The 22,119-nt window shown below is 66.6% G+C and carries 25 protein-coding genes; 16 read left to right on the top strand and 9 right to left on the bottom strand.

What is annotated here, in order from left to right; all coding sequences use genetic code 11:
- Positions 1 to 21: 21 nt before the first annotated feature.
- From ACFV2X_RS49060 to ACFV2X_RS49050, 3 genes are all read left to right on the top strand, one after another.
- Positions 22 to 3,021, top strand: coding sequence for a Z1 domain-containing protein (locus ACFV2X_RS49060; RefSeq protein WP_385629289.1), 3,000 nt, complete (start codon positions 22 to 24; stop codon positions 3,019 to 3,021).
- Positions 3,022 to 3,112: 91 nt separating this feature from the next.
- Positions 3,113 to 4,093 carry a DNA cytosine methyltransferase gene (locus ACFV2X_RS49055; protein ID WP_385629286.1) on the top strand — a complete coding sequence of 327 codons (981 nt, stop codon included), beginning with the start codon at positions 3,113 to 3,115 and terminating at the stop codon, positions 4,091 to 4,093.
- 89 nt (positions 4,094 to 4,182) lie between these two features.
- Positions 4,183 to 5,376, top strand: a complete 1,194-nt coding sequence (locus ACFV2X_RS49050) for a DNA cytosine methyltransferase (protein WP_385629283.1) — start codon at positions 4,183 to 4,185, stop codon at positions 5,374 to 5,376.
- On the opposite strand, the gene ACFV2X_RS49045 is transcribed toward ACFV2X_RS49050, so the two are convergent.
- The 3 genes from ACFV2X_RS49045 to ACFV2X_RS49035 all read right to left on the bottom strand — a co-directional run bounded on the left by ACFV2X_RS49045 (position 5,351) and on the right by ACFV2X_RS49035 (position 9,338).
- Positions 5,351 to 6,088 carry a DUF6339 family protein gene (locus tag ACFV2X_RS49045; protein WP_385629313.1) on the bottom strand — a complete coding sequence of 246 codons (738 nt, stop codon included), beginning with the start codon at positions 6,086 to 6,088 and terminating at the stop codon, positions 5,351 to 5,353. The genes ACFV2X_RS49050 and ACFV2X_RS49045 overlap by 26 nt on opposite strands.
- 194 nt (positions 6,089 to 6,282) lie before the next feature.
- Complete coding sequence (locus tag ACFV2X_RS49040; RefSeq protein WP_385629281.1) at positions 6,283 to 7,254, bottom strand: hypothetical protein; 972 nt, start codon at positions 7,252 to 7,254, stop codon at positions 6,283 to 6,285.
- On the bottom strand, positions 7,251 to 9,338 hold the full coding sequence (locus tag ACFV2X_RS49035; RefSeq protein ID WP_385629279.1) for a helix-turn-helix domain-containing protein: 2,088 nt from the start codon (positions 9,336 to 9,338) through the stop codon (positions 7,251 to 7,253). Before ACFV2X_RS49035 ends, ACFV2X_RS49040 begins: the two co-directional genes overlap by 4 nt.
- A 170-nt stretch (positions 9,339 to 9,508) precedes the next feature.
- Here ACFV2X_RS49035 and ACFV2X_RS49030 point away from each other — a divergent pair, with 170 nt between their 5' ends.
- Both ACFV2X_RS49030 and ACFV2X_RS49025 read left to right on the top strand, forming a co-directional pair.
- Complete coding sequence (locus ACFV2X_RS49030; RefSeq protein WP_385629276.1) at positions 9,509 to 9,904, top strand: DUF397 domain-containing protein; 396 nt, start codon at positions 9,509 to 9,511, stop codon at positions 9,902 to 9,904.
- 75 nt (positions 9,905 to 9,979) lie between these two features.
- Entirely contained in the window at positions 9,980 to 10,102 is a 123-nt protein-coding gene (locus ACFV2X_RS49025) for a hypothetical protein (protein ID WP_385629273.1), read from the top strand.
- A 38-nt stretch (positions 10,103 to 10,140) separates the two neighbouring features.
- Here the strand turns inward: ACFV2X_RS49025 and ACFV2X_RS49020 are convergent, their stop codons facing one another.
- Entirely contained in the window at positions 10,141 to 10,821 is a 681-nt protein-coding gene (locus tag ACFV2X_RS49020) for an ATP-binding protein (protein ID WP_385629271.1), read from the bottom strand.
- 233 nt (positions 10,822 to 11,054) lie between these two features.
- Between ACFV2X_RS49020 and ACFV2X_RS49015 the strand changes: the two genes are divergently transcribed.
- Positions 11,055 to 11,867: a helix-turn-helix domain-containing protein gene (locus tag ACFV2X_RS49015; RefSeq protein ID WP_385629268.1), complete on the top strand. Its 813-nt coding sequence runs from the start codon at positions 11,055 to 11,057 to the stop codon at positions 11,865 to 11,867.
- Entirely contained in the window at positions 11,867 to 12,073 is a 207-nt protein-coding gene (locus tag ACFV2X_RS49010) for a DUF397 domain-containing protein (protein WP_385629265.1), read from the top strand. The genes ACFV2X_RS49015 and ACFV2X_RS49010 overlap by 1 nt, the downstream gene beginning before the upstream one ends.
- A 52-nt stretch (positions 12,074 to 12,125) precedes the next feature.
- Here the strand turns inward: ACFV2X_RS49010 and ACFV2X_RS49005 are convergent, their stop codons facing one another.
- Positions 12,126 to 12,659 (bottom strand): AAA family ATPase, encoded by a 534-nt coding sequence (locus tag ACFV2X_RS49005; RefSeq protein WP_385629263.1) that lies wholly within the window; start codon positions 12,657 to 12,659, stop codon positions 12,126 to 12,128.
- Between the two features lie 315 nt (positions 12,660 to 12,974).
- Here ACFV2X_RS49005 and ACFV2X_RS49000 point away from each other — a divergent pair, with 315 nt between their 5' ends.
- A complete protein-coding gene (locus ACFV2X_RS49000; protein WP_385629261.1) occupies positions 12,975 to 13,196 on the top strand; it encodes a hypothetical protein in 222 nt (73 codons plus the stop codon).
- A gap of 20 nt (positions 13,197 to 13,216) precedes the next feature.
- Here the strand turns inward: ACFV2X_RS49000 and ACFV2X_RS48995 are convergent, their stop codons facing one another.
- Entirely contained in the window at positions 13,217 to 14,158 is a 942-nt protein-coding gene (locus tag ACFV2X_RS48995) for an NADP-dependent oxidoreductase (protein ID WP_385629259.1), read from the bottom strand.
- 100 nt (positions 14,159 to 14,258) lie between these two features.
- On the opposite strand from ACFV2X_RS48995, the gene ACFV2X_RS48990 reads away from it, so the two are divergent.
- Positions 14,259 to 14,672: a winged helix-turn-helix transcriptional regulator gene (locus ACFV2X_RS48990; protein ID WP_385629256.1), complete on the top strand. Its 414-nt coding sequence runs from the start codon at positions 14,259 to 14,261 to the stop codon at positions 14,670 to 14,672.
- A 297-nt stretch (positions 14,673 to 14,969) separates the two neighbouring features.
- Positions 14,970 to 15,455, top strand: coding sequence for a hypothetical protein (locus ACFV2X_RS48985; RefSeq protein WP_385629253.1), 486 nt, complete (start codon positions 14,970 to 14,972; stop codon positions 15,453 to 15,455).
- Here ACFV2X_RS48985 and ACFV2X_RS48980 read toward each other — a convergent pair.
- On the bottom strand, positions 15,452 to 16,252 hold the full coding sequence (locus tag ACFV2X_RS48980) for a helix-turn-helix domain-containing protein (RefSeq protein ID WP_385629250.1): 801 nt from the start codon (positions 16,250 to 16,252) through the stop codon (positions 15,452 to 15,454). The genes ACFV2X_RS48985 and ACFV2X_RS48980 overlap by 4 nt on opposite strands.
- Before the next feature lie 140 nt (positions 16,253 to 16,392).
- Here ACFV2X_RS48980 and ACFV2X_RS48975 point away from each other — a divergent pair, with 140 nt between their 5' ends.
- From ACFV2X_RS48975 to ACFV2X_RS48965, 3 genes are all read left to right on the top strand, one after another.
- Positions 16,393 to 16,749 carry a VOC family protein gene (locus ACFV2X_RS48975; protein ID WP_385629247.1) on the top strand — a complete coding sequence of 119 codons (357 nt, stop codon included), beginning with the start codon at positions 16,393 to 16,395 and terminating at the stop codon, positions 16,747 to 16,749.
- Positions 16,750 to 16,768: 19 nt separating this feature from the next.
- Complete coding sequence (locus tag ACFV2X_RS48970) at positions 16,769 to 17,188, top strand: SRPBCC family protein (RefSeq protein ID WP_385629246.1); 420 nt, start codon at positions 16,769 to 16,771, stop codon at positions 17,186 to 17,188.
- A gap of 354 nt (positions 17,189 to 17,542) precedes the next feature.
- Positions 17,543 to 18,352 (top strand): inositol monophosphatase family protein, encoded by an 810-nt coding sequence (locus ACFV2X_RS48965; protein ID WP_385629244.1) that lies wholly within the window; start codon positions 17,543 to 17,545, stop codon positions 18,350 to 18,352.
- A 175-nt stretch (positions 18,353 to 18,527) separates the two neighbouring features.
- On the opposite strand, the gene ACFV2X_RS48960 is transcribed toward ACFV2X_RS48965, so the two are convergent.
- Positions 18,528 to 19,040 (bottom strand): hypothetical protein, encoded by a 513-nt coding sequence (locus ACFV2X_RS48960; protein WP_385629242.1) that lies wholly within the window; start codon positions 19,038 to 19,040, stop codon positions 18,528 to 18,530.
- Positions 19,041 to 19,454: 414 nt separating this feature from the next.
- Here ACFV2X_RS48960 and ACFV2X_RS48955 point away from each other — a divergent pair, with 414 nt between their 5' ends.
- Positions 19,455 to 19,943, top strand: coding sequence for a hypothetical protein (locus ACFV2X_RS48955; RefSeq protein ID WP_385629240.1), 489 nt, complete (start codon positions 19,455 to 19,457; stop codon positions 19,941 to 19,943).
- Between the two features lie 28 nt (positions 19,944 to 19,971).
- Here the strand turns inward: ACFV2X_RS48955 and ACFV2X_RS48950 are convergent, their stop codons facing one another.
- The gene (locus tag ACFV2X_RS48950; protein WP_385629238.1) at positions 19,972 to 20,562 is read right to left on the bottom strand and encodes a TetR/AcrR family transcriptional regulator; all 591 of its coding nucleotides are present in this window, start codon (positions 20,560 to 20,562) and stop codon (positions 19,972 to 19,974) included.
- Positions 20,563 to 20,676: 114 nt separating this feature from the next.
- Between ACFV2X_RS48950 and ACFV2X_RS48945 the strand changes: the two genes are divergently transcribed.
- Both ACFV2X_RS48945 and ACFV2X_RS48940 read left to right on the top strand, forming a co-directional pair.
- Complete coding sequence (locus ACFV2X_RS48945; protein ID WP_385629235.1) at positions 20,677 to 21,591, top strand: NmrA/HSCARG family protein; 915 nt, start codon at positions 20,677 to 20,679, stop codon at positions 21,589 to 21,591.
- Positions 21,592 to 21,725: 134 nt separating this feature from the next.
- On the top strand, positions 21,726 to 22,043 hold the full coding sequence (locus tag ACFV2X_RS48940; RefSeq protein WP_385629233.1) for a hypothetical protein: 318 nt from the start codon (positions 21,726 to 21,728) through the stop codon (positions 22,041 to 22,043).
- Positions 22,044 to 22,119 lie beyond the last annotated feature (76 nt).

Here is a 22,119-nt window from a genome sequence, read left to right as displayed (position 1 = left end):
CCGTCCTTGAGGAAGCGCCATATGAGCACTGCGGACAACACCAACGCCGACCTGCTTCTCAAGGTGCATCAGGCTGCCTTGGCCGGTATGCAAGCAGCCGGCCCCGCATCTCTCAGGCGCGCCGTTGCCTTCTACGCCGAGATGCAGGCATCCGGGCATGACGTGTCCGAGACAGCGTTCAGGGACATTTTGGTCACGGGCGGCGATGGCGCCGAAGCATTGAAGCGCCTGTGGCGCATTCAGCTCACTGACTGGGACTACGCGACCGGCCCCACAACAACCGACTGGGCCTCCGACACCGAGCCACGTACGGACGAACGTCGCGCCGTGGTCCACGACAGACTCGGCCTTGAGCCCGCAACCCGCAAGGAGTTGGATGCCGAGATCCCGGTGCAGAAGACCGCCGGTCCAGTCGTCATCAGCCAAGAGCGGAAGCCCTGGCGTGGTGTTGGCTCGCAGCGTGGGGTCGACTGGTACTGGCCGGCGTATCAGCGCTACCTGCAGGACCAGAAGGGCTGGAGTCCGGAGACCACAGCGGACTTGGGTGACGCTGCCGAACGGGTTGTCGAGCGCTTGGCGGACCCGACCTCGTCTGAGGCCTATCAGTCAAAGGGGTTGGTTGTCGGCTATGTGCAGTCCGGGAAAACCGCCAACTTCACAGGCGTCATCGCGAAGGCCATCGACGCCGGGTACCGTCTGGTCATCGTGCTCGGGGGGACGTTGAATCTTCTGCGTGCCCAGACCCAACGCCGCCTCGACATGGAGTTGGTGGGGCGGGAGAACATCCTGCGTGGGGCCGGTAACGAGGTCGATTCCGACTACGCGGACGACACCGCATGGCTCCGCAGGAAATTCCTGACTCACGGTGGGATGCCTTCAGAACTCGGCGCCTTCGATGTCGAACGGCTCACCACACGAGCCAATGACTACAAGTCCTTGGCTCAAGGTATCCGCGCGCTCCAAATCGAGAAGCGAGAGAAGGCACTCCCGCTTTACGACCCGCGCAACCTCGACCACGCGGCCGCTCGCCTGATGGTGGTCAAGAAGAACAAGAGCGTACTGAGCAAGCTGGTGAAGGACCTGGAGAAAATCAAGGGACTTCTGGGCGAGATCCCGGCCTTGATCATCGATGACGAGTCCGACGAGGCGTCTCCGAACACCGCGAATCCCAACAGGAGTGACGGCCCCGATCGTACAGCCATCAATCAGAAAGTGTCCGAGCTGCTGGGGCTTCTTCCTCGGGCCCAGTACGTCGGCTACACAGCAACACCGTTCGCGAACGTATTCATCGACCCCAGCGACACCAGGGACATCTTCCCGAGGGATTTCCTGATCTCCCTCCGTCGCCCTCACGGCTACATGGGGATTCAAGATTTTCACGACCTGGACTCGAAGATCCCGTCTCAGCAACGCACCGTCGCAAACTCAAACGAGAAAGCTTACGTTCGTGAAATCGGTGACTCCACCGATGAAGAGGACGACGCCAGCCTGCGCAGAGCCCTGGACATGTTCGTCCTTACGGGTGCCATGAAGATCTACCGGGAGGCCGAAGATCCCCGGGTGGATGAGAACCACTTCCGACACCACACCATGCTGGTGCACGAGTCCCGGCTGACGGCGGAGCACAGCGAGCTGCGAGGAAGGCTGCTGCGCCTGTGGGACGAGGGCGGATACACCGGCCCCTCCGGCCGGCAGCGGTTGCGTGAACTCTTCGAGTCCGACCTCCTTCCCGTTTCCCGCGTCCGAGCCGACGGTTTCGCGGTCCCCAGTTCCTATGACGGCCTGGCGCCCTACATCGGCCCGGCTTGGGCCCGCATCGGCGCCGACGACCGACCGGTCATCGTGGTCAACGGCGACAAGGACATCGAGAGAGGCGAAGCAGACTTCGACCGTCGCTCCATCTGGAAGATCCTCATCGGTGGGCAAAAACTGTCCCGGGGATTCACCGTCGAGGGCCTGACTGTCACCTACTTCCGCCGGCGTGCGGGCAATGCGTCCACAATGATGCAGATGGGTCGCTGGTTCGGATTCCGCAAAGGCTACCGGGACCTGGTCCGCCTGTGGGTCGGCCGCAGGGAGTCATCGGGCGGACTGCACCCACAGGACATCGACCTCTACGACGCCTTCGAAGCAATTTGCCGCGACGAGGAGAGCTTCCGGGCACAGCTCGAACAGTACTCTGCGATGGTGAACGGTAAGCCACAGGTCACACCTGCTCAAGTGCCGCCTCTGGTCTCCCAGCATTTCCCGAAATTGAAGCCGACAAGTCGTAACAAAATGTACAACGCACGCCTGGTCGAGGTCAGATCACCGGGCCAGTGGTCGGAGCCCACCGCATATCCGCCGGAAAGCCAGACTACTGCCCTGCGCCACAACACCGATCAGTGGCTCCCGGCGCTGGATCGATTGTCGGTCGCTCCCACACATTTCTCATTTCACAAAACAGATTCCGGGACCACTAACGGATTCGACGCCTTCACCGGGCTGCTGACTGCAGAAGACGCCATCACCGTCTTTCGGTCGCTGAAATGGCACGGAGAGCACTTCACCCCGAGCCTCGCCTACTTGGAGGCGATCACGCAGTCCGGTCGAGACGTGGACGATTGGCTGGTGCTCGCCCCTCAGCACTCCTCCCCAGGTCAGCGCATCCCGCTGGGGATGCAGAAACGCCCATTGTCCTGGTTCAGCCGGCAACGACGACGCGAGCGTTATCCGCTCTTCGGTGCTATCAGCGACCCGAAGCACCGAGCAGTGGCCATGCGGATCGCAGGCTCTCTCACACACAGCAACGACCCGGCCACAGAGCAATACGTGGCTCCCCGACGCGGTGTGATCACCCTTTATCCCGTACTCGAGCAACGCCCTCCCGCCACGGCAACAGGCGAGGCCGACCTGAAGGGTTTGGTCATGAGCTTCGCCTTCGTGGCCCCCGCTACCGCACACGGCCACGATAAAAAAGTCGTGCGGTTCACCACCATCGACTCCGCCCAGGAGAACGAGGCGATCATCGACGCGACCTGACTCCGGACACGTCCGCCACCAGAATTGTCCTGGCCTGCTCCGGACCACCCGGTCACCGGCCCGCCGCCATTGCCACAAGGAGAAAGCCGCATTGACCTCACCACGACTCTCCTCCCTCGAAATCTGCGCGGGAGCAGGTGGCCAGGCCTTGGGGCTGGAACGAGCAGGGTTCGATCCGGTCATGTTGATCGAGAACGACGAGAACTCCTGCAAGACATTGAAGTTGAATCGCCCGAATTGGGAAGTCCTCCGTACCGACGTCATCGACTTCGACCCGGAAGAGCATCCCTCTGTCTATGACGTGGACCTTCTTGCTGGTGGCCTGCCACGCGTCAAGTCGGCGGCGACGGTCCAGCGCCGCGAGACCGACACGGAGCGGAAACTCCTGGAGGCAGCGGTGTGGCTCACACACTCGGTGCAGCCACGTGCCGTCCTGCTGGAGAACGTCCCTGACCTTGTCACCTCTGACAAGTTCGAGAACATCAGGTCCTGGATCGTCGAAAATCTCGCCGACGTGGGCTATGACGTCCAGTGGCGTGTGCTCGATGCTGCGGACTTCGGCGTCCCCCAGCACCGCCGGCAAGGGTTCCTTGTGGCCATGCGTCACCCGGAGCTCAGCCGATTCGACTGGCCTGAACCCTCACCCGAACCGGCACCTTCAGTCGGAGAGATTTTGGAGGCATCCATGGCCCGCGACGGCTGGCCCGGAGCCTCGGCATGGGCAGGACGAGCGAACGAGCCGGCACCAGCCATCGTGGGTGGTTCCCCCTTCCGGGGCGGAGCCGATCTCGGACCGACCGGCTCCAAGCGCGCCTGGGCGAGGTTGGGCGTCAACGGCAACAGCATCGGAGACGGTGTGCCAGGCCCCGACTTCCCCGTCGACGCCTTGCCCAAGCTCAATGTTCGTCAGGTCGCGATGCTGCAATCCTTTCCTGACGAGTGGAGGTTCTTCGGCCGAAAAACCTCCGTGTACCGGCAGATCGGCCATGCGTCACCACCGTCGGTGGCCGAGGCTGTAGGACGGCGCATCGCCCATGCACTTGGGGTGAAGGCGCAGGCAGGGAGCGGTTGAGTGCGATTTGCCGGCTTTCCGGCAGTGGCTTCCGGCCGATCACCAGGTATGTTCGTGATCACTCCCAGCGGCCGGCTAAACTCACCGTCATGAACAACCAGGAAGCCCCGGAGCCGATCAACGTTGTTGATCTCTTTGCGGGATGTGGGGGCTTCACGGAAGGTTTCCGGTCCTTCCGCACCCCTGGCGGGACAGCTCCGGTCTTCCGGTCGGTCGCGGCCGTCGAGCACGACCTGGCGGCGGCCTCGACCTACGCCGCCAACTTCGCCGACGACGCCGGCGGGCTGCATCACATCCACGCGGGTGACATCGAGGACTGGCAACCTCGCGACCACGACATCAAAGCAGACGTCGTCCTTGGTGGCCCTCCGTGCCAGGGCTTCTCCGGGCTCGGGCTGGGGGATGTCAACGATCCCCGCAACAAATTGTGGCGCGAATACATGCGGGTCGTCAATGAAATCGAGCCCAAGATTTTCGTCGTCGAAAACGTTGATCGGTTCTTGAGGTCCGCCGAGTTCGAGGCGCTTTATGCGGCCACAGAGAAGCCCAACGGTGGTCTGCGCGACTACAAACTCGTCGAGTACTCCGTCCTTAATGCGGCGGACTACGGTGTACCCCAGTCCCGACGCCGAACCATCGTCATAGGAGTCCGCCGAGATCTCGAATATCTCAACGGACTCCGCTACCCCGATACCAGCCACGCCAAGGCGCCCGAAGCCATGGGAACAACGCTGCCCGGTATCGAGTCCAAAATGCCTTGGGCGGCAGTCGGCCCCGCTGTCTTCTCACGCTCCCTGGTGACACCTGTCACCACTGAACTCCCGGAAGGAACCTGCAATCCACTCGGGCTGAAGAAATTCAGCCTGCCGGGAACTTTCAGGACCACGGACTTGCATTTCGGGCGGACACCAACAGACGTCTCCTTGGCCCGATACAAAGCAATTCCTCGAGGCGGCAACAGACACGACCTTCCTCCGGAGCTGTCGACTCCGAACTGGCTGGCCCACCGAAACGGATCCCACGACGTCATGGGACGCATGCATTGGGATCGACCATCGGTAACCATCCGAACGGAATTCTACAAGCCGGAAAAAGGTCGCTACCTGCATCCATTCGCCTGGCGTCCCATCACTCACTATGAAGCCGCACTTATTCAGGGTTTTCCTGAGTCATTCAAATGGTGCGGCAGCAAGATACAGATTGGGCGTCAGATCGGGAATGCGGTGCCGGTCGGCCTCTCGCGGGCGCTGGCGGGGGTCATCCACCAGGCTTTGCGAGGCTGACTCCGGAGCCCGACTCTTCAGCGGGCGCTCCTCGGCGGCGAAGGTAGGGGGACTCCTCGTGGACCTTCTCAAAGATTTTCACCAGAGCGTCCACTGAAGATTTTAGAACTTTCCCATCCCTCGGACCGTCCGGGAGCGATTCCAGCGGAACAGTCGGAGCCGATTCCCCCTCCGCAATCCAATCAAGAACGGCATCGGCATCAGGTGGTTCCGCCGGCGCGATGACGTCGTACATCAAGGTGCTCCCGACGATGTTTATTTCGGGCGCCAACGCGTTGACGTGATCGCCGAGGCGAGACGTCCTACGCGTCGCCATATTTCGAAGAACTTGAAGAAGCGCCAGCGCCGTCGGGCGGTGATCGATCGAATTCAGCCTGAGAGCCGTATTGAGCACGTCCTGGTTACTGCACGCGAATTCCACGCTCCTGTAGTCTTCGCCGTCCCGGAACATTTCAGCGGCCCACCACAGCCTTGCGAAGGCATTTTTATAGTGCGCCCCCACGAATCGATCTGCGGGGGCGGTCGGAGTGGACATTTCTGACGTGGCCGCCCTCCGGTGACGCCAGATCACGTAGTCCGGTGCCACCGCCAAAGACATGAAGTTCCACAGCTCCGGATTCGCCGCTTCGGCTCGTGTCATACGTAGGGTGGCGTGCAAGCGTGGTGCCAGCCAAGCGTCGGCTCCAGTGCGTCTTTCCGTAAATCTCCGCATGGCCTCATCGACCAATTCCCTCACTGGCTCGGTGTACCAACGCGCAGCAGTCGCGCCAATAGGCTTGCTGACACGCTGAAGTGCGACCCTGGGCGGATTCTCTTGGCCAGTGAGCACGCCACGTGTCAAATACTGCGTAGCCGCGGGGGTGGGCAGTAGGGCAAGAACTTCTGGAAGTGCAGGGGAAGTCCGGCTCACCGGTCTGCTACCTCCGCTCGATCAAGTGCGCGAATGGCAGTTCTGAGATGCTTCGGAATGCGGGCGCGCTTGGCTGCTGCCTGATGAATATAGGTCTGCAACTCCGACCACCCCTGATCGTCCGTGCGGCGCTCATGCACCTCAAGCAAGGCATCGGCCAACGAGGCTCCGGGCATCACGTCCGGCAGCATGTGACGCAACACCGCTTCGCGCCATCCCGACGGGATTTGGGGAGTTCCGTCGCCATCGATCTCAAGATCGCTCACAGCCGCATGGAACATGGCCGTCCATGCCTCGTCAGCGATTTGGGACACCACCAATCCTCGCGCGCCTCTCTCCATCTCGCTCCCCGCGCCATTGAGCAGTGGCGCGAGACCTTCGAACCCGGTGTTGAGATAGACAGTCGGCATCTCACCACTCGTCTCCACCAGCCATGGAGAGTCCTTGAACCTGACCAACCACTCCTCGGTACCGTCCCGGAAGTCGATCTCGACGATGTTCAGTTCCTTCTTGCGCTCAGGAACACGAGCGGAGAGGTCGATCGTCCACACCGTGTCAGCGGTACCGATCACTCGGCCGACCACACCTCCGACGGTGGCAACAACACTCACCATGAGGGAGGCGCGGGCACGATGCAGCGTGCGCGACACAGGGACGCTGCCGACCCATACCCCATCCGGCTTCTTGTACAGCGGACGCGCCAGTCGGGTGTTGGTCGCCCCTTCGGTGAGTACGGCAACACAGCCGACGTCGGTCCACGGGCCCGTCTCGATCTCACGCTCCGGCAGCGAGACGCGCACCTCGATCCTTGCCTCCTCCCACTCGGCCCGCTCGACCTGGTGCAAGGCAACGACGTGTTCGGTTCGGGAGATCATCGAATAGGAAAGATCCCGCCCCTCGAGCGCAACCTTCTCGATTATCACGTCTATGTCGCCGACAACCGTGGGGTAGGGCATCAAGGTCTTCATATCCGCCCGCCCTTTGCCCGCCTGATGTCCACGGCGAGACGCGCCCAGTCGGCCGAGACCAGGTGACTCCCCACGTCCGTCACGCCAGCAAACGACGCGCTGCGTGCGCCAGGCTGAATCCGCAAATTCATCCCCTCGACCTCACAGTTCTCGACCGCAGTGAGTGCTGCCCAGGTAATCGTGGCTCCCCCGCCTTGCTGCGAATCGAACCAGGCGACGGGAGTCAGCAACCAAGGGTCGTCCCGCTGCGGAATGCGCAATTCGATGTGCACTCTCCAGGCCCCGGTGTCCTCGATCGCCCCCTCCAAATGGCGAACGGTCGGGTACCCCTCACTGCGGCGTGCCCCGGCCGCAGTATCCAACTGGAGAAGTTCCCGCAGTGCGGACGGTCCCCCGTTGGCTCTTGCTTCACGGCGTCCGACAACTTCACGCAGCGCAGCGTCCACATCGGCTCGGAACTTCTTGGGACGGGTCAGTGCACCCCGAGCGTACGCAACCGCAAGCTCTTCGGTTCTGTCCCACTTGTCGTGCTCGGGCGGCTCGGATGCCCGCAGGAACGCCTCCGCCGACGCCACCACCGGCCCGTCCTCGCCAGTGGCATAGCCGGCGAGAAGGATGGCCTGGAAGGGGTCGGTCCCCAAAGGGATCTCCCGCGGTCGACGGGTCATGACCGTCATCCGGCTGCCACGCATGTAGACGACCTTGCTGTGTTCCTGATCCATGTCGTCCGCAGGAGTCACCAGCAACACGGCCTGATGCTCCACAGCCTTGTCCCCCGTGCCGCGCAAGGGAGGAACCGACAAAGGGACGCGAGCGAGCGCCACTTGATCTACCGCAGTGAGCTTTCCCACGGTGACGCCGTCCAGATACGCCTTCAAGGCCCTGACCTGAGCCGGAAAGTGCTCGCTAGGGTCAACACGCTGCTCTGGTATCACGACCTCGCCGTTGCGCCGTGCCGCGACCGAGGCTTGCAGCAGTGGAGGCGTGCTCTCTCCACCCGTCATGGCGGCCCAGAAGTTGTTGGCCAGTGCCACAATCAACTTGGCGTGCATGTCCGCGAGATCTGACCGTCCTCGTTCCCCTTCGCTGCCCATGTCATGAGCGCCAACGATCAAAAAGGACGTGCCCGGATCCTGGCTCTCGCGCTCCAAATACAAGGCACGGGCAGTCTCCTCGTCCGCCCACCATGACCGGGCCACTCTCCTGAAACCTGGTGTCTCGTCCGGCTCTCCGAGCCATGCGGGGCCGGCGAATGGCTCACCGTCCACCCGTCTCCACGGCAGATCCAGACGCCCGATCATGCGCCGTTCCAGATGACCTTCGTATGGCTCGGAGAGTGTGCTGTTGATCACGACGAGACCCAGGCGGCTGTTGGCCCACAGGGTCGCCTTGCCCAGGCCAAACGACCCACCGGCGCGACCTGTTGTCTTGTGACTGTCCAACTGGCGCCGCACGACGGCCGAGAACCTGCCGTCGTCGTATTCCGGTCCTGTCAGTCCAGCAGCGTTGTAGTCGTCGATCCGTAGGAGCAACAGGCTGTCGTTCTCATCGAGTTCTCGCAGTCCCTCGGCAAGTACTCGCCCTACCTTCTGACGGTGGCGGGCCGCTGCCCGGAAGTGCGGCTCGAGGGCATCCCACTGCAGGTGACCCTTGAACGCGCGCAGTTGATCGCCGCTCACCTCGTGGAGCGTGTAGCGGACGCGAACTGGGCGCGTGGGATCCAGTCGTTCATCCAGGCTGTTCTGGGTGGCCTCTCGGGCGAGCGTACCGAGATCCGCCTCGAAGGCGAAGGCGGCAGCGTTACCGAACTCCCTCCCTCCGTCCGGGTGCGCACGTCGGTGGTACCAGATACGGTCAACAGCCCGTCTTTCGGCGTCCTGCAGAGATGTAGCAGCCCCGGGCAGGAGACCGAAGAACTCCTCTATCAACCTGAGCTTGTCGGCTCTCGGCATGGCACGGTTGTTGACCCACGCCGAAACTCCGGCTCGGGTCATGTTCAAGGCCGCAGCCAACTCCGCCTGATTGACCCTGCTCCGCCGTAGTTGGCGCTCCAGCCAAGCGCCGAAGGAGTCGAGCTCGCCCACCGAACCTCCCCGTTCCCGTGCCCATGAGCCATCGAGGCTATTTGACATGGGCAGGCACGTCAAATCTAGGTTGACGCGATGTTCGAAAGGAGTGCTACCGTGGTTCGGCCGCGACACACCAACTCCTGTGCCAGCAACCGGCATCGCCCCTGACCGGAAGGGTCCACCCCATGTCCGAACCGGCACGCGTCGAGTACACCTTCGAGATGGAGAAGGCCCACCCTGCGACCGTGACGCTCCATCACGCCGAGGGAGGAGTCGCCATCGTCGTGGACTCCACCGCCCGACCCGTCAGGATCTCGATCAACGAGCTGCCTGCGGTGGAGAACGAGCTGTCGTGCTCGCACGACTCCCGCTCGGCGCTGATGCGCGAAGCTTCCGTATCCGTTGCAGACGATGCCTGGTTCAAGTCGTCGTACAGCGGTGCAGGCCAGACGGAATGCGTCGAGGCAGCCCTTCTCCCGGGCGGCATCGCCGTACGGGACTCTCAGGAGCCGGATCGGGCCGTTCTCTCGTTCTCCGCCCGCGCCTGGGGGAACTTCGTCGCAGCCGTGCAGCGCGGGTAAGCGGGCCGTATCCATGCCTGGAGAGCGCACCCTCTCTCGCCTCTCCAGAAGGAGCATCGTGATCAGCCGGCCGACATGCTGATCACGGCCTACGGGCGCGATCACCTCAAGAAGGACATCATCCGCGCCACTCTTCAGTTTCATAAGCACGGGGTGATCGATGACGCCGGCCCGATGCTCCGGGCCGCCGCAGGCTGAGGATGCGGGCGTGGGCAAACGCCTGCCCCCACAGGGGGTCAGATCACCGGTACGTACGGACTCGAATCGTCACCCGAGTGTCCCACCTCAGCTTCGAAGTGCAGCTGAGCGCGGTCCAGGGCCGTGTCCGGGTCCTGGCCGTGGGCGCGGAACCAGTGGAGAAGGTCCGAGATCAGGGCGATTGCTGCCTCTTCCGCGATGGCGTGTCCGACGTGCGGTGAGGATTCCCTGCGATATGCCGACCGGCCGTAGAGGGTGAGCAGAGCCTCCGCACGATCAACTTGAGGCCCCTGTAGGTGGACATCTGCCTCGCGCAGTTCCGTGGCGATCTCGCACCAGGTCGTCTTGCCGGCGTCGGTCGGCATCACACCCCATCGGTCCGTTACCGCCGTGATCAGCGCCAGCCCTCGGCCGGACTCGTTCGTGGTCGTCGCGCCCAGAAGTGTGGGCAAGGCGCTGTGGTCCGGGTCGTGGATCTCGATGCGCAGGTAGGTGCCGTTCATGGAGACGGCCATCGTCGTGGGCGTGCCGGCGCCGACGTGGACGATGACGTTCGTGACGAGCTCGCTGACACAGATCAGAGCCGCATCAATGACATCGGGCAGGCCCCAGCACGTCAGGTGCGTCCGCATGCTGCGGCGGAGAGCGGCGACTTCACCAGGTTCCGCCAGGAAGGGAAGGTGCCACGCCTTCCTCGGCATGCAGTGCTCGATGGCCATCTCTCAACCCCTCGCGGTCGCGTTGCCTTGCAGCGGCCACCTGCAGCTATCGCTTGGTGTCCGAATGATTACCCCGTGTGAGAGCATGGCATCGCACATCTCGCCGTGCAATGTGCACGAAGGGATTCGCTCGAATGGGTGACTGACGGTTCCCACTCGCCCGACAAGACTGAACGTCCCTTTCCACACGAGGAGTTCATGTGCCTGGATCGCCCACTGCCCGACGTCGCCGGTTGGCCATCGAGCTGAAGAAGCTCCGTGAGGAGCACCAGCTCACCTGCAACCAGGTGGGCAAGGAGTTGGACTGGAGCGGTTCCAAGGTCAACCGCCTGGAGACGGGCCAAGGCCGGGTGCAGCCGTCGGACATCGATGCGCTCTGCCGCTTCTACGGAACGTCCGGCGAACTGCGCGAACTCCTCAAAGAGCTCGCCAAACAGTCCAAGACGCGGGGGTGGTGGCACGCGTACGGCAACGCCGTGCCCTCATGGTTTTCGGTCTACGTCGGGCTGGAGCAGGCTGCATCCGGGCTGCGGACCTACGAGTGCGAGTTCGTGCCCGGCCTGCTTCAGACGGCCGACTATGCACGGGAACTCCACCTCGCCACGCCTGGCCAGGACCCTGATGATGTTGAGCGCATGATCACCGTACGGATGGAGCGGCAGGCCCTGCTGACGAGCGCTGCGCCTCTCGAACTGTGGGCGATCGTGCACGAGAGCGTGCTGCGGCACACCATCGGCAGCGCCGAGATCATGCGCGCGCAGTTCGAGCGCATGCTGGACGTGGCGCAGCTGAAGAACGTCACACTCCAGGTACTGCCGTTCGACGCCGGCAGCTACCCCGCTGTTGCCGCATTCACGATCTTGGGGTTTCCGGATCAGGAGGATCCCGACATGGTGTACCGCGACGGGCTGACGGACGCGGTGTACCTGGAGAGTCCGGAAGAGATCGCCCTCTACGGCAAGGCGTTTGACAATCTACGTGCTCTGTCCTTGAGTCCTCAGCGGTCGAGTGACCTGATCAGACAAGCGGCACAAGGACTCTGTTGATGACCGATATATCGCCTCTCCAGTGGCGGAAGAGCAGCTACAGCAATGGAAGCGGAGGCAACTGCGTCGAGATGGCCGGGCTGGCGAGCGGCGGAGCTGCCATACGGGACTCGAAGGAGCCGGAGCGGGCCGTGCTCGCGTTCTCGGATCGCGCCTGGCGGAACTTCGTAGCGGCCCTGCGTCGCGAGCAAGTCGACCCTGCCTGAGCGGGGTTCGCGTCGCCGTGCCCTGGGCACGCCTGGCTGATCACCGGTCTCCTCAGGCTTCGAGGAGGGTGTTGATCTCCTTGACGACCGCGGTGATGTCGACCGGCTGACTGGTGTCGATGGTCAGCAAGGGTCCGCCCAGGCGGAGAGGGCCCGGGTAAGTGGCGCGGAGCATGGCGACACGCTCGGCGACTTGCTCGGGGGTGAGTTGCGGGTCGAGGTGGCCGGGGTGGCGGGTCCGTCGCTGGAATCGTTCGGCGGCGAGGGCCGGGTCGCAGTCGCAGAAGATCTCGATCAGGCGCGCGTCGAGTCGACGCAGCCGCTCGGGTGCGGTGTCGTGGTGCCACCAGTTGTCGAGTACGGCTCGTTTGGCTTGGGCAGCGATGGTGAAGAGGACGTCGTCGCCGACGCGGCTGAGCCGGTGCCGCCATGTGTGGTCACCGGTGCCGAGGGAGTCGAAGAGGGATTCCAGGATTGCGTCCTTGTCGATGACCGGCCATCCCAGGCGGTGGCCCAGGGCGTGGGAGAGAGTGCTCTTCCCGCTGCCAGGCAGGCCGGAGGTGATCACGAAGACGTTGTCGGTCACGAGGTCAGTGTGGCGTGAGGGTCCCCCGAGCCGTGGCCGGCCCAGCGCTCTTCCGCCCTCATCGGGCGTCCGGGCAATGCTCAATGCCTGTGGATCAGCGCTGGGAGGGACGCGGAGGGCGTACCTTCCCGAATGATCCTGTGATGGTGGCCGAGTTGGCCCGCGGTCGCAGCGCGGGTCTGGAGGGCACGCCCGTGCTCAGCGTGGTCACCGACGAGGGCTCCGCCGAATCCGGCTCCCTGATCGACGAGATCGTGCGCGAGGGCGCTCGGCGGATGCCGGCCGCCGCCCTGGAGCCGAAGTCAGCAAGTGCGCGTGGCCGAGATGGCGGCCGCGACGGACGGAGCCGGCCGCCGCCCGGTGGTCCGCAACGGCTATCGGCAGCCGCGGACCGTGGTCACCGCGGCCGGGCCGGTGGAGGTGAAGGCGCCGCGGGTGAACGAGCGCCGCATCGATGAGGCCACCGACCTTGGTCCGTGCAGGCGCCCGCTTCGGCAACGGCGTCCTGCCGAGCCGCGGGAGGACGCCGCTGCCTGATCACACCTCACGCGATCCTTTCAGACCGTTATCGCAAGCTTGCCCTGCACGTTGCCGGCGGCCAGCACCTCGTGCGCCTCGGGCAACTTCTCCAGCGGGAACACCTGCTGCAAGTGCACCCGAAGCCTCCCCGCCTCGACCAGCTCGGTCAGTGCCTCCAGGCCGGCCGGGTCCGGCTCCACGCCGACCGCCGCGAAGCGTACGCCGGACTGCTCCGCCAGCTCCGGCAGGGTGGTGCTGAGCCGCTCCACCGCCGTCACCAGCACGCCGCCCTGCCGCAGCACTCCGAGGGAACGCTCGGCGTTCCCGCCGCCCAGGGTCTCCAACACCACGTCCACCGGCGCGTCCCGGAGCACCTCGGTGTAGTCCTGGGTCCGGTAGTCGATCAGCTGATCCGCCCCCAACCCGCGCAGGAAGTCGTGCTTGGCCGCGCTCGCCGTGCCCACCACCTCCGCGCCGAGGTGCTTGGCCAATTGCACCGCGACGTGCCCGAGCCCGCCGCCCGCACCGTGGATCAGTACCCGTTGCCCCGGCCGCAGCTGCGCGATCTCCACCAGCGCGTGCCAGGCTGTCAGACCGACCAGCGGCAGCGCCGCGGCCTCCTCGTGGCTGATCCCTGCGGGCTTGCGAGCCAACTGCCGTGCGGGAGCGACCAGGTACTCGGCGTTCGCACCGGCCGGGCCCGGGAAGTACGGCATCCCATAGACCTCGTCGCCGACCTGGAACCGGTGCACACCCGGATCGACCTGCTCGACCACCCCGGAGACGTCCCAGCCCAGGACGAAAGGCGGCTCGCCCAGCAACGGGAAGGCGCCAGAGCGGACGAACAGTTCCACGGGGTTGACGCTGGTCGCCCTGACCCGGACGAGCACCTGCGTCGGTCCGGGTGTCGGCTTGGGTGCGTCGTCGACGAGGTCCAGCACCTCGGGGCCGCCGAAGGTCTTCTGGGTGATCGCGCGCATCGTCATGCACTCCTGTTCGGAGAGTCGTTTGTGATGTCCCTATCCTCGGCAGGGCGGTACCTGTTGAACAGAAGGCACTTCAAAGGTATATAGGTACCTCATGGGTACTACTGACGACCTGCGCTTCTACGGTGGCGCGGATGCCTATCTGGCTGCCTGCCCCTCGCGCCAGATCCTCGACGTACTCGCCAACAAGTGGACCATGCTGGTCATGGGCGCACTGTCCGGTGGCCCGATGCGCTTTGGCGAACTGCGGCGCCGCCTGGACGGCATCACTCAGAAGATGCTCACCCAGACCCTGCGTACCCTGGAGCGGGACGGCCTGGTCACCCGCACGGTCTACCCGACCATTCCGCCCAAGGTCGAATACTCGGCCACCGAGCTGGGCGAGAGCGTCACCGCGCTGATGCACGCGATCCGCGCCTGGTCCGAGGAAAACATCAATGCCGTCCTGGACGCCCGCGACGCCTATGCCGCACGGGCGGCCCGGGAAGTACAGCCGGTCGTGGCCTGATCGCCGGCTCGACAGCGCCAGGTCGCCCTCGGACCGCTAGTCCAGACCCGGCCCAACCGCCAGTAGCCATAGCCCCACATCGCAGCTCAGCTCAGCTCGGCTCAGCTCAGAACGTCACAGTCCAGCGATCCGCAACTCTTGGCAATTACAGCCGGGGCGGGCCGTGCTCGCGTTCTCGGATCGCGCCTGGGAGGACTTCGTCGCTGCTGTGCGGCGTGGGCAGCCCTGACGTTCCACTGAGGTTCGAGCGGGCGTGGGCATTCTGGCGGCCACCCGTGTCACGTGGAGGAGGCCGCAATGAAGAAACCGACGCGTCGGAGGGCCGCTCTTGTGGCGGGGGTGGTGGTCAGTGTGCTCGCTGTTGGGGTGCCTGTCCGGGCTGACAGCGGCTGCGGGGTGCAGGGCCAGGGGGAGATGCGGCTGCGCGGTTTGGAGGTTCGTATTCACAATGCGACGGGGTGTCGGCTCACGCTCACCGGCTACGGGCTGACGTGGGGTGAATACGTCACGGGGCCCACTGCGGCCATCCCCAAGGGGCAGAACGGCGGGTTCAAGGCGCAGTCCCGGGCAGCGTCGTTCAGCGGTGTGGAGGGGTTCGTGAAGTACGCCTCCAGCAACTGCGACGAGAGCCGGCGCAACCAGCACACCGCCACCCTCAACTTCGACCTCCCGCCCGTGGGAACGAACACGTACACCGTCGATGGCAGCGGGGCCTTCGAGTCCCGGCTGTCCGGCGGGAGCGGGGCTCAGGCCGTGCTCATGTGGGGCCTGAGCAAGCGCTAAGCGGTTTCGTCCCCGTACGGCGCGGATGCCGGGCCGAGGAGTCGGCGGAGCGCGGTCGGGGTGTGCTGTAGGTGTTCGCGGATGGTGCGGGTCATGTGGGCCTGGTCGGCGAAGCCCAGGTCGGTGGCCAGGTTGGCGAGGCTGGGTTCGCCCTGGATGAGGCGGTCCATGGCCAGGCCGACGCGGACGCGGTTGCGGTAGCGGGTGAGCGAGACCCCCATCTCCTGGGAGAAGACGCGGCTCAGCCGGTAGGGGGAGACCTTGAGGTGTCGGGCCAGTGAGCACAGGTCCGCCGATTGCGAAGCCTCCTCGGTGATCGCCTCGCGGGCCGCCGCGACCAGGGCACGGTCGGCAGGCTTCGGCCGCTCGGCCGGTTTGCCGGCGGCCGCTGCGACGAGGCGGAGCAGTTCTTCCGTCAGCGCGTAGTCGATGTCGCCGCCGGCGGCGGCTGCGAGCAGGCGTCGGTGGGCAAGGTCGATACGCGCGTCCACGTAGACGCTCTTACCGCCCGCGAGCCCTTCCCAGAGCCGGGGCGTGAAGGTGAGGGAGGTGCAGGTGTCGCCGCCTGCGGGATGTGCGAAGCGCTCCTCCTCGACCGGGGTGCCCAGGTATCCGACCGTCGGGTCCAGATCGGCGTCTGATCCGTCGGCCGACCGCCGGAACCTGCCACGCCGTACGAGGACCATGCGGTGACCGTCGCGGGCCTCCGGTGCCGACCACCGAGCGTGGTCGGAGTGGCAAACCACCGTGGCCACAGCGAACTCGGTCCGGGCGGCAAGGGTTACGGCTGACAACACGCCGCAGACCCTACGTCGGGGGTACGACATCAGTCCGGGGAGAGTCCGGGAGCCCGTCGCTCCGCAAGGATCTTCAAGACCCTCTGCACACTCCACGCCGATGCTGGGCGGGCGAACCACGACACCGAGGAGTCATCGGCATGACCGTCCACGCGGAGCTCACCGCGATCGTCATCGACTGCGCCGCCCCGAAGGAACTCGCCGAGTTCTACCGCCATCTCACCGGCTGGGAGATCAGCCACAGCGACGACGAGTACGCCTGTCTGGGCAACGGCTCGTTGCAGCTCACCTTTTCGCGGGTCGCCGACTACCGCGGGCCCGCCTGGCCCGGCTCCGCCCCGCACGCCCACCTCGACTTCCAGGTCAGCGACCCCGAGGCCGCGGCGAAGGAGCTGATCGCCCTCGGCGCGAGCAAACCCGGCTTCCAGCCCGGCGACGGCCAGTGGACCGTCCTCGCCGACCCCGAAGGACACCCCTTCTGCATCTCCGCGGCCTGACCAGGAGTAGGAGTCACACATGGCCTCCATTCACAAGGAATTCGTCGTCGACGCCACGCCCGACGCCGTCTGGGACGTGCTCAGCGACTACGGCGCGGTGCATGAACGCCTCGCGCCCGGCTTCGTCACCGACACGCACCTGAGCTCGGACACCCGTACGGTCACCTTCTCCGACGGCACGATCGTCCATGAGCGACTCGTCGACCTCGATCACGAGGCCAGACGCGTCGCCTACACCGTGGTCGGCGGAAGCCTCCACCCTGCCCACCACCACGCGTCGATGCAGGCGCTCGCCGAAGCCGGCGGCCGGACCAGATTCGTCTGGCACACCGATGTCCTGCCCGACACCCTCGCCGCCCCGATCGCGGAGTTCGTGGAACAGGGGTCGGTGGTCATGCGGCAGGCGCTGGAAGGGCGGATGGGAATGACGACGGGCTGATATCGCCGTTCCAAGCCGTGCCTGCGATCGCGTACCGCCGCCAGCCCGCACCCCCGGGGCACCCCACGCCCGTGGTGCGGGCCGCACGGTCCGCCCGGTCGGCAGGGGCGCAAGCGCGGAAGATCCCGATCAGGGAGGCGTTGAGCCCATGCGTGCGCGGCGTTGTCGGTCATAACGCCGCTGTGGTGTGAGTCCAGTGCGCCCAGAACGGAACTGCCGCCGGTTTCGCGCCTGGTCGGTGGCCTGCTGGGCTGCCTGGGCTCGCCACGCCTCCCGGGACGATCCCTGTGCGCAGGTTCGGGACCGGCCTGGCAGGCGATGGTCCGAGCTGTTGGCACCGATACCCTGCGCCCTGTGACCAACTCATCTGGGGCTCTTGACGATGCCGGGGTTGCGATAGCCGCGGTACGTGCTGGTGCGGAGGTCGTGCGCACCATGTGCGGCCGGCGGCTCACCCGTATCGACAAGGGCGCCGGGGACTTCGCCACCACCGCCGATGTCGAGGCCGAGAAGTCGATCCTCGGCGTCATCCGTGCCGCTCGGCCCGATGACGCTGTGCTCGGCGAGGAGGGCGGGCAGCAGGGTGTTGCGGAGGCCGCTCGCCAGTGGCTGGTGGACCCCTTGTGCGGCACGCTGAACTACGCCGTCGGCAACATGCTGGTGGCCGTCAACGTGGCTTTGCGCGGCGGTGCGGCGGCGGTGGCCGACCCGTTCAGCGGCGAGGTCTTTTTCACCGACGGTGAGACCGCCTGGGTACGGCATGACGGCGCCGATGCCCGGCTGGCGCCGACGCCCGCCACCCAACTCGTGGATGTCAACCTGGACCCGCCTTTCCCCAGCGCGCCGGCGTTCCGGACGGTGGACCTGCTGGCCCACCCCGGGTTCGTGGAACGGTTCCGGCCGCGGGTCGTCTCCACGACGCTCGCGTTGGCCTGGGTCGCCGCCGGTAAACGCGCCGCGTACGTCACCGACGGCGGCGACCTGTCCGGGAGCGTACATTTCGCCGCCGGCATCGCTCTGTGCCAGGCCGCCGGCTGCGTAGTCACCGGAATCGACGGCGCTCCGATCGGACCCGCGGGCCGCGGCCTCGTCGTGGCCGCCGACCTCGAAACCCACCAGTCGCTGATGTCGATGACCCGTGCCGGAAACCGGCACCGCGGCTGAAGGGCCGCCCCGCGCGGACAGAACCACGCCGGTCTGTGGGATGCGCGGCGCGGTTACGGCCCCGCTGAGGGCGAGCGCGTGACGCCGCACCACACGGCTGGGCACCGGCTCCTCGGTCCGCCGGGCGGGCCGGGGCTTGTTAACCGGGTGCTGGTGCCGGGTGCTGGTGCCGGGTTCAAGGGCCCGGGTGGGGGAAGTCCGTCCAGCCGTTGCGGAGTCGGGCGAACAGGGTGCGCAGCGCGTGGGCGGGGTCGGGGCTTTCCTGAGCCAGGGCGCCGATGTCCAGGGCGAAGCAGGCCAGGGCGCGGGCCTGGAGCTCGTCGCCGGGCAGTCCGGATTCCTCGGCGATGGCGTGGGCGAGGGTGGTCTCCCAGTTGCGCTGCATGCGCATGAAGTGGTCGCGCAGCGCGGGAGTGGCGTGGACCAGGTCCAGGAACTCATCGCGGGAGGGGGCGCCGGCGTGGCGTGGCTTGGGCGTGGCGAGACAGGCGACGCCTGGGGCTGGGCGTCCGGCCGCGCGGTCGGCTGCTACACCGTCGCCACCCTCGGGTTGGCCGTGCTGCTCATCCAGCCGATCGCCCTGGGGCAGACCGCCGCGTCCTTCGCCGCCGGACGCCTCACCGGCCTTCCGGCACGCGGCCGCCCAGCACCCGCACGATCTGGCCGAGGCGCGCCATCCCGACGTCAACGACACCGCGTTCCTCGCCCACCTGGACCCGGCCCTGGCCAGGCCCTTCCTGGACGGCTTCGGCCACGCCCTGGACCAGGTGATGCTCACGGCCGGCGGCATCGTCGCCCTGGCCTTCCTCATCCTCCTGGGACTCAAGCAGGTCTCCTTGCGCACCGAACCACTCACCGAACCACCCGCCCCCCAGGGCGGGCCAGGACCTCGGCGAAGCCGTGCGGCGTGGGCAAGGAGGTGGCGCCTGGGCTTCGGGGCTTCGCGGCCGGGTGACTCGTGGGGCTCGGATGACTCGGATGACTCGGGGGGCTCGGATGACTCGGATGACCGCCATGCGGGGCAGGCGGCTGTGTCGGTCCGGCGGCGGTTCGGTCGGGGTGGGCATCGTGGTGGCACCTGTGCCGAGAGGAGAAGGCCGCCATGAGGACACTGACGCGTTGGGCCGCAGCCGTGGTGATGGGGGCGGTGGTCGGTGTGCTGGCCCCCGCTTCCGCGCAGGCCGTTGTCGTTGGCGGGGTACGGGGTGATGGTGAGGGGGACGAGACGAGCCGCGGGCTTCGGGTCCGTATGCACAATGCGACGGGGTGCCGGCTCACGCGGACCGACTACGGGCTGAGGTCCGGGGAATTCGTCGCCCGGCCTCCGGCGACGCTCGGCAAGGGGCAGGACGGTGTGTTCGAGGCGCGGTCGCGGGAGGGGTCGCTCAAGGGGGTCGCGGGCACGGTCGAGTACACGGCCGACAACTGCGATGCGAGCTGGCGCGACGGTCACGCGACCCGGCTGACCTTCGGCGTCGCGTACAACGGGATGAACAGCTTCAACACGGATGGCGGCGGGGCCTTCGGCACCAGGCTCTCCGGCGGGAGCGGGAATCACGCCGTGCTCAGCTGGGGTGTGGGGAGGTTCTAACCCGAGGTTCCAGCCCTCCCCCGGCTGTCTACGTGCGCGGGCTCAGCCCCTCCGTGACCAGCGTCAGCAGCCTGTCGACCTCGGCCGCGCCGTTGGGGTGGTGCTCCGTCGCCAGGGCGATGCCGGTGACCACGGTCAGCAGGTCGGCGGCGGTCGCGTCCGCCCGTACGGCGCCCGCGGTCGCGGCGCGGCGGACCAACGGGTCGGCCGCGGTGGCGAGGTAGGTGAAGCAGTGTGCGGCGTCTTCGGGGGATTCGGGGATGGTCAGGGATGCCGCCATGCCGCGTGCGGAGGCGACGTAGTGCGCGAGGGCGCGCAGCCATTCCAGCAGCGCCGTCCGAGGGTCGTCCTTCGTGGCCAGGTCCGTGGCGAGGGCGCTCAGGGCTTCGATCCGCCGCTGGAAGACCGCGCTCAGCAGGGCTTGCCGGTTGGGGAAGTGCCGGCGCAGGGTCGCCGATCCCACCTGGGCGGTACGGGCGACCTGTTCCAGGGAGACCTCCGCGCCGTGCACGGCGACCTCCGCCTCCGCGGCGGCGAGGAGGCGCGCGTAGTTGCGGCGGGCGTCGGCGCGCTGGGGGCGGGCTTGGGTGTGGGCTTGAGTGTGGGACACGTCGGGCACGTCGTCACCTTGACCTTCAGAGCTTTGAGCTTTGACCTTTGCATAAATGGCGGACCCCTCCGTATCGTATCCGGCAGACAAACGGAGGACCCCGCCATTTAGGGAGGCCGCGGCATGCCCACCGCACCCATACTCGTCACCGGCGCCACCGGAAAACAGGGCGGCGCGACCGCTCGGGCCCTGCTCGCGCAGGGCGTGCCGGTACGCGCCCTCGTCCGTGACCCCGACAGCGCCCCGGCCCGCGCCGTACAGGCGCTCGGGGCGCAGCTCGTCACCGGCGATCTGCGCGATCGCCACGCCGTACGGCGCGCCGTGGACGGGGCGCGCGGCGTCTTCTCGGTGCAGATGCCGGACCTGGCCGACCTGCTGGGCGATACGGAGTGGGTGTGCGGGAGCAACCTGATCGACGCGGCGGCCGAGGCGGGCGTCGAACACTTCGTGTACACCTCCATCTCCGGCGTCGGACAGCACCGCGAGACGCCCGGCTGGGGCGAGGAGCGCTGGAAGGGCATGGAGCATGTGTACGAGGTCAAGGCCGCGCTCCAGGACCGGGGGCGTGACGCGGGATTCCGGTACTGGACGCTTCTCAAGCCGGCCTTCTTCATGGAGAACTTCCTCGTACCCGGCTTCGTCTTCAGCCCCGACGGCCGCCGGCTGGTGTCCCTCATCAAGCCCGACACCGTGTTGAAGCTGATCGCCGTCCAGGACATCGGCAACGCCGCGGCGGCCGCGTTCACCGACCCCGAGCGGTTCAACGGCGTGGAGCTGGAACTCGCTGGCGACGAGCTGACCATGACCGAGATCGCCGCCGTGCTCTCCCGCGCCAGTGGAACCGAGCTGACCGCCCCGGACATGACCGCGGAGGAGGCGCTGGCCGCCGGGATGCCGGAGTTCGCCGTCGGGCACGAGCGGCTGAACCTCGTGGAGCAGCCCGCATCGCCGCGGTACGCCCGCGCGCTCGGGGTGCGGGTCACCGGCTTCGCGGAGTGGGCCGCGGAGCACGGGGCCGCGCTGCCCCCGAGCGCATAGCCCACCCCCGCCGGCCCGGCCCCAAACCCCTGTTGCAGAGTCGGTGCTCGATCATGACCCCATCGGCGCGTACGGCCACCCCGCCAGGCATAGGGTCGACGAAGGAGAAACCCTCACAGTGGAGGTAAGAGGTCATGGCCGGAATCCCGGCAGGTGTGGTGGCCGCGGGCGGGCTCGTCGGCGGGTACGGGGTCGCGCGCTGGACCAAGAAGCGGCAGCTGGGCGGGGTGGCGCTGGCTGCGGCCGGGGTCGTGGCCGCGCGAGGGTGGCAGCAGAAGGCGGGGACCGGGACCGCGGCGGTGCTCAGCGGGCTGTACGTCGCGGCCTTCGCCGGGTCGCATCCGCTCGCCAAGAAGCTCGGCGCCTGGCCCTCCGTCCTCACCGTGGCCGGCGGGGTCGCCGCCGCGTCCTGGGCCGCTGCCGACCGGCGGAGCGCCGGGGCGGCAGCCTGACCTCTCACCGCACAGCCCGGACGCTTGTGGTGGATACGGGACAGGGACACGCCGTGACGTCGGCGTGTCCCTGTCC

It is taken from the genome of Streptomyces sp. NPDC059679 (assembly GCF_042734105.1).
Classification (GTDB): Bacteria; Actinomycetota; Actinomycetes; order Streptomycetales; family Streptomycetaceae; genus Streptomyces.
Note: the sequence above shows the minus strand (reverse complement) of the source record. Positions and strands in the feature narration are given on the sequence as shown.

What these genes read in the sequence shown, in the direction of transcription:
- ACFV2X_RS49010 (WP_385629265.1), top strand. Translation starts at nt 11,867, where the DNA reads ATGACCGATATATCGCCTCTCCAGTGGCGGAAGAGCAGCTACAGCAAT.
- ACFV2X_RS49060 (WP_385629289.1), top strand. Translation starts at nt 22, where the DNA reads ATGAGCACTGCGGACAACACCAACGCCGACCTGCTTCTCAAGGTGCAT.
- ACFV2X_RS48990 (WP_385629256.1), top strand. Translation starts at nt 14,259, where the DNA reads ATGGGTACTACTGACGACCTGCGCTTCTACGGTGGCGCGGATGCCTAT.
- ACFV2X_RS49050 (WP_385629283.1), top strand. Translation starts at nt 4,183, where the DNA reads ATGAACAACCAGGAAGCCCCGGAGCCGATCAACGTTGTTGATCTCTTT.
- ACFV2X_RS49045 (WP_385629313.1), bottom strand. Translation starts at nt 6,088, where the DNA reads ATGCGGAGATTTACGGAAAGACGCACTGGAGCCGACGCTTGGCTGGCA.
- ACFV2X_RS48985 (WP_385629253.1), top strand. Translation starts at nt 14,970, where the DNA reads ATGAAGAAACCGACGCGTCGGAGGGCCGCTCTTGTGGCGGGGGTGGTG.
- ACFV2X_RS49020 (WP_385629271.1), bottom strand. Translation starts at nt 10,821, where the DNA reads ATGGCCATCGAGCACTGCATGCCGAGGAAGGCGTGGCACCTTCCCTTC.
- ACFV2X_RS48975 (WP_385629247.1), top strand. Translation starts at nt 16,393, where the DNA reads ATGACCGTCCACGCGGAGCTCACCGCGATCGTCATCGACTGCGCCGCC.
- ACFV2X_RS49040 (WP_385629281.1), bottom strand. Translation starts at nt 7,254, where the DNA reads ATGAAGACCTTGATGCCCTACCCCACGGTTGTCGGCGACATAGACGTG.
- ACFV2X_RS48955 (WP_385629240.1), top strand. Translation starts at nt 19,455, where the DNA reads ATGAGGACACTGACGCGTTGGGCCGCAGCCGTGGTGATGGGGGCGGTG.
- ACFV2X_RS48945 (WP_385629235.1), top strand. Translation starts at nt 20,677, where the DNA reads ATGCCCACCGCACCCATACTCGTCACCGGCGCCACCGGAAAACAGGGC.
- ACFV2X_RS48970 (WP_385629246.1), top strand. Translation starts at nt 16,769, where the DNA reads ATGGCCTCCATTCACAAGGAATTCGTCGTCGACGCCACGCCCGACGCC.
- ACFV2X_RS48995 (WP_385629259.1), bottom strand. Translation starts at nt 14,158, where the DNA reads ATGCGCGCGATCACCCAGAAGACCTTCGGCGGCCCCGAGGTGCTGGAC.
- ACFV2X_RS48940 (WP_385629233.1), top strand. Translation starts at nt 21,726, where the DNA reads ATGGCCGGAATCCCGGCAGGTGTGGTGGCCGCGGGCGGGCTCGTCGGC.
- ACFV2X_RS49030 (WP_385629276.1), top strand. Translation starts at nt 9,509, where the DNA reads ATGTCCGAACCGGCACGCGTCGAGTACACCTTCGAGATGGAGAAGGCC.
- ACFV2X_RS49025 (WP_385629273.1), top strand. Translation starts at nt 9,980, where the DNA reads ATGCTGATCACGGCCTACGGGCGCGATCACCTCAAGAAGGACATCATC.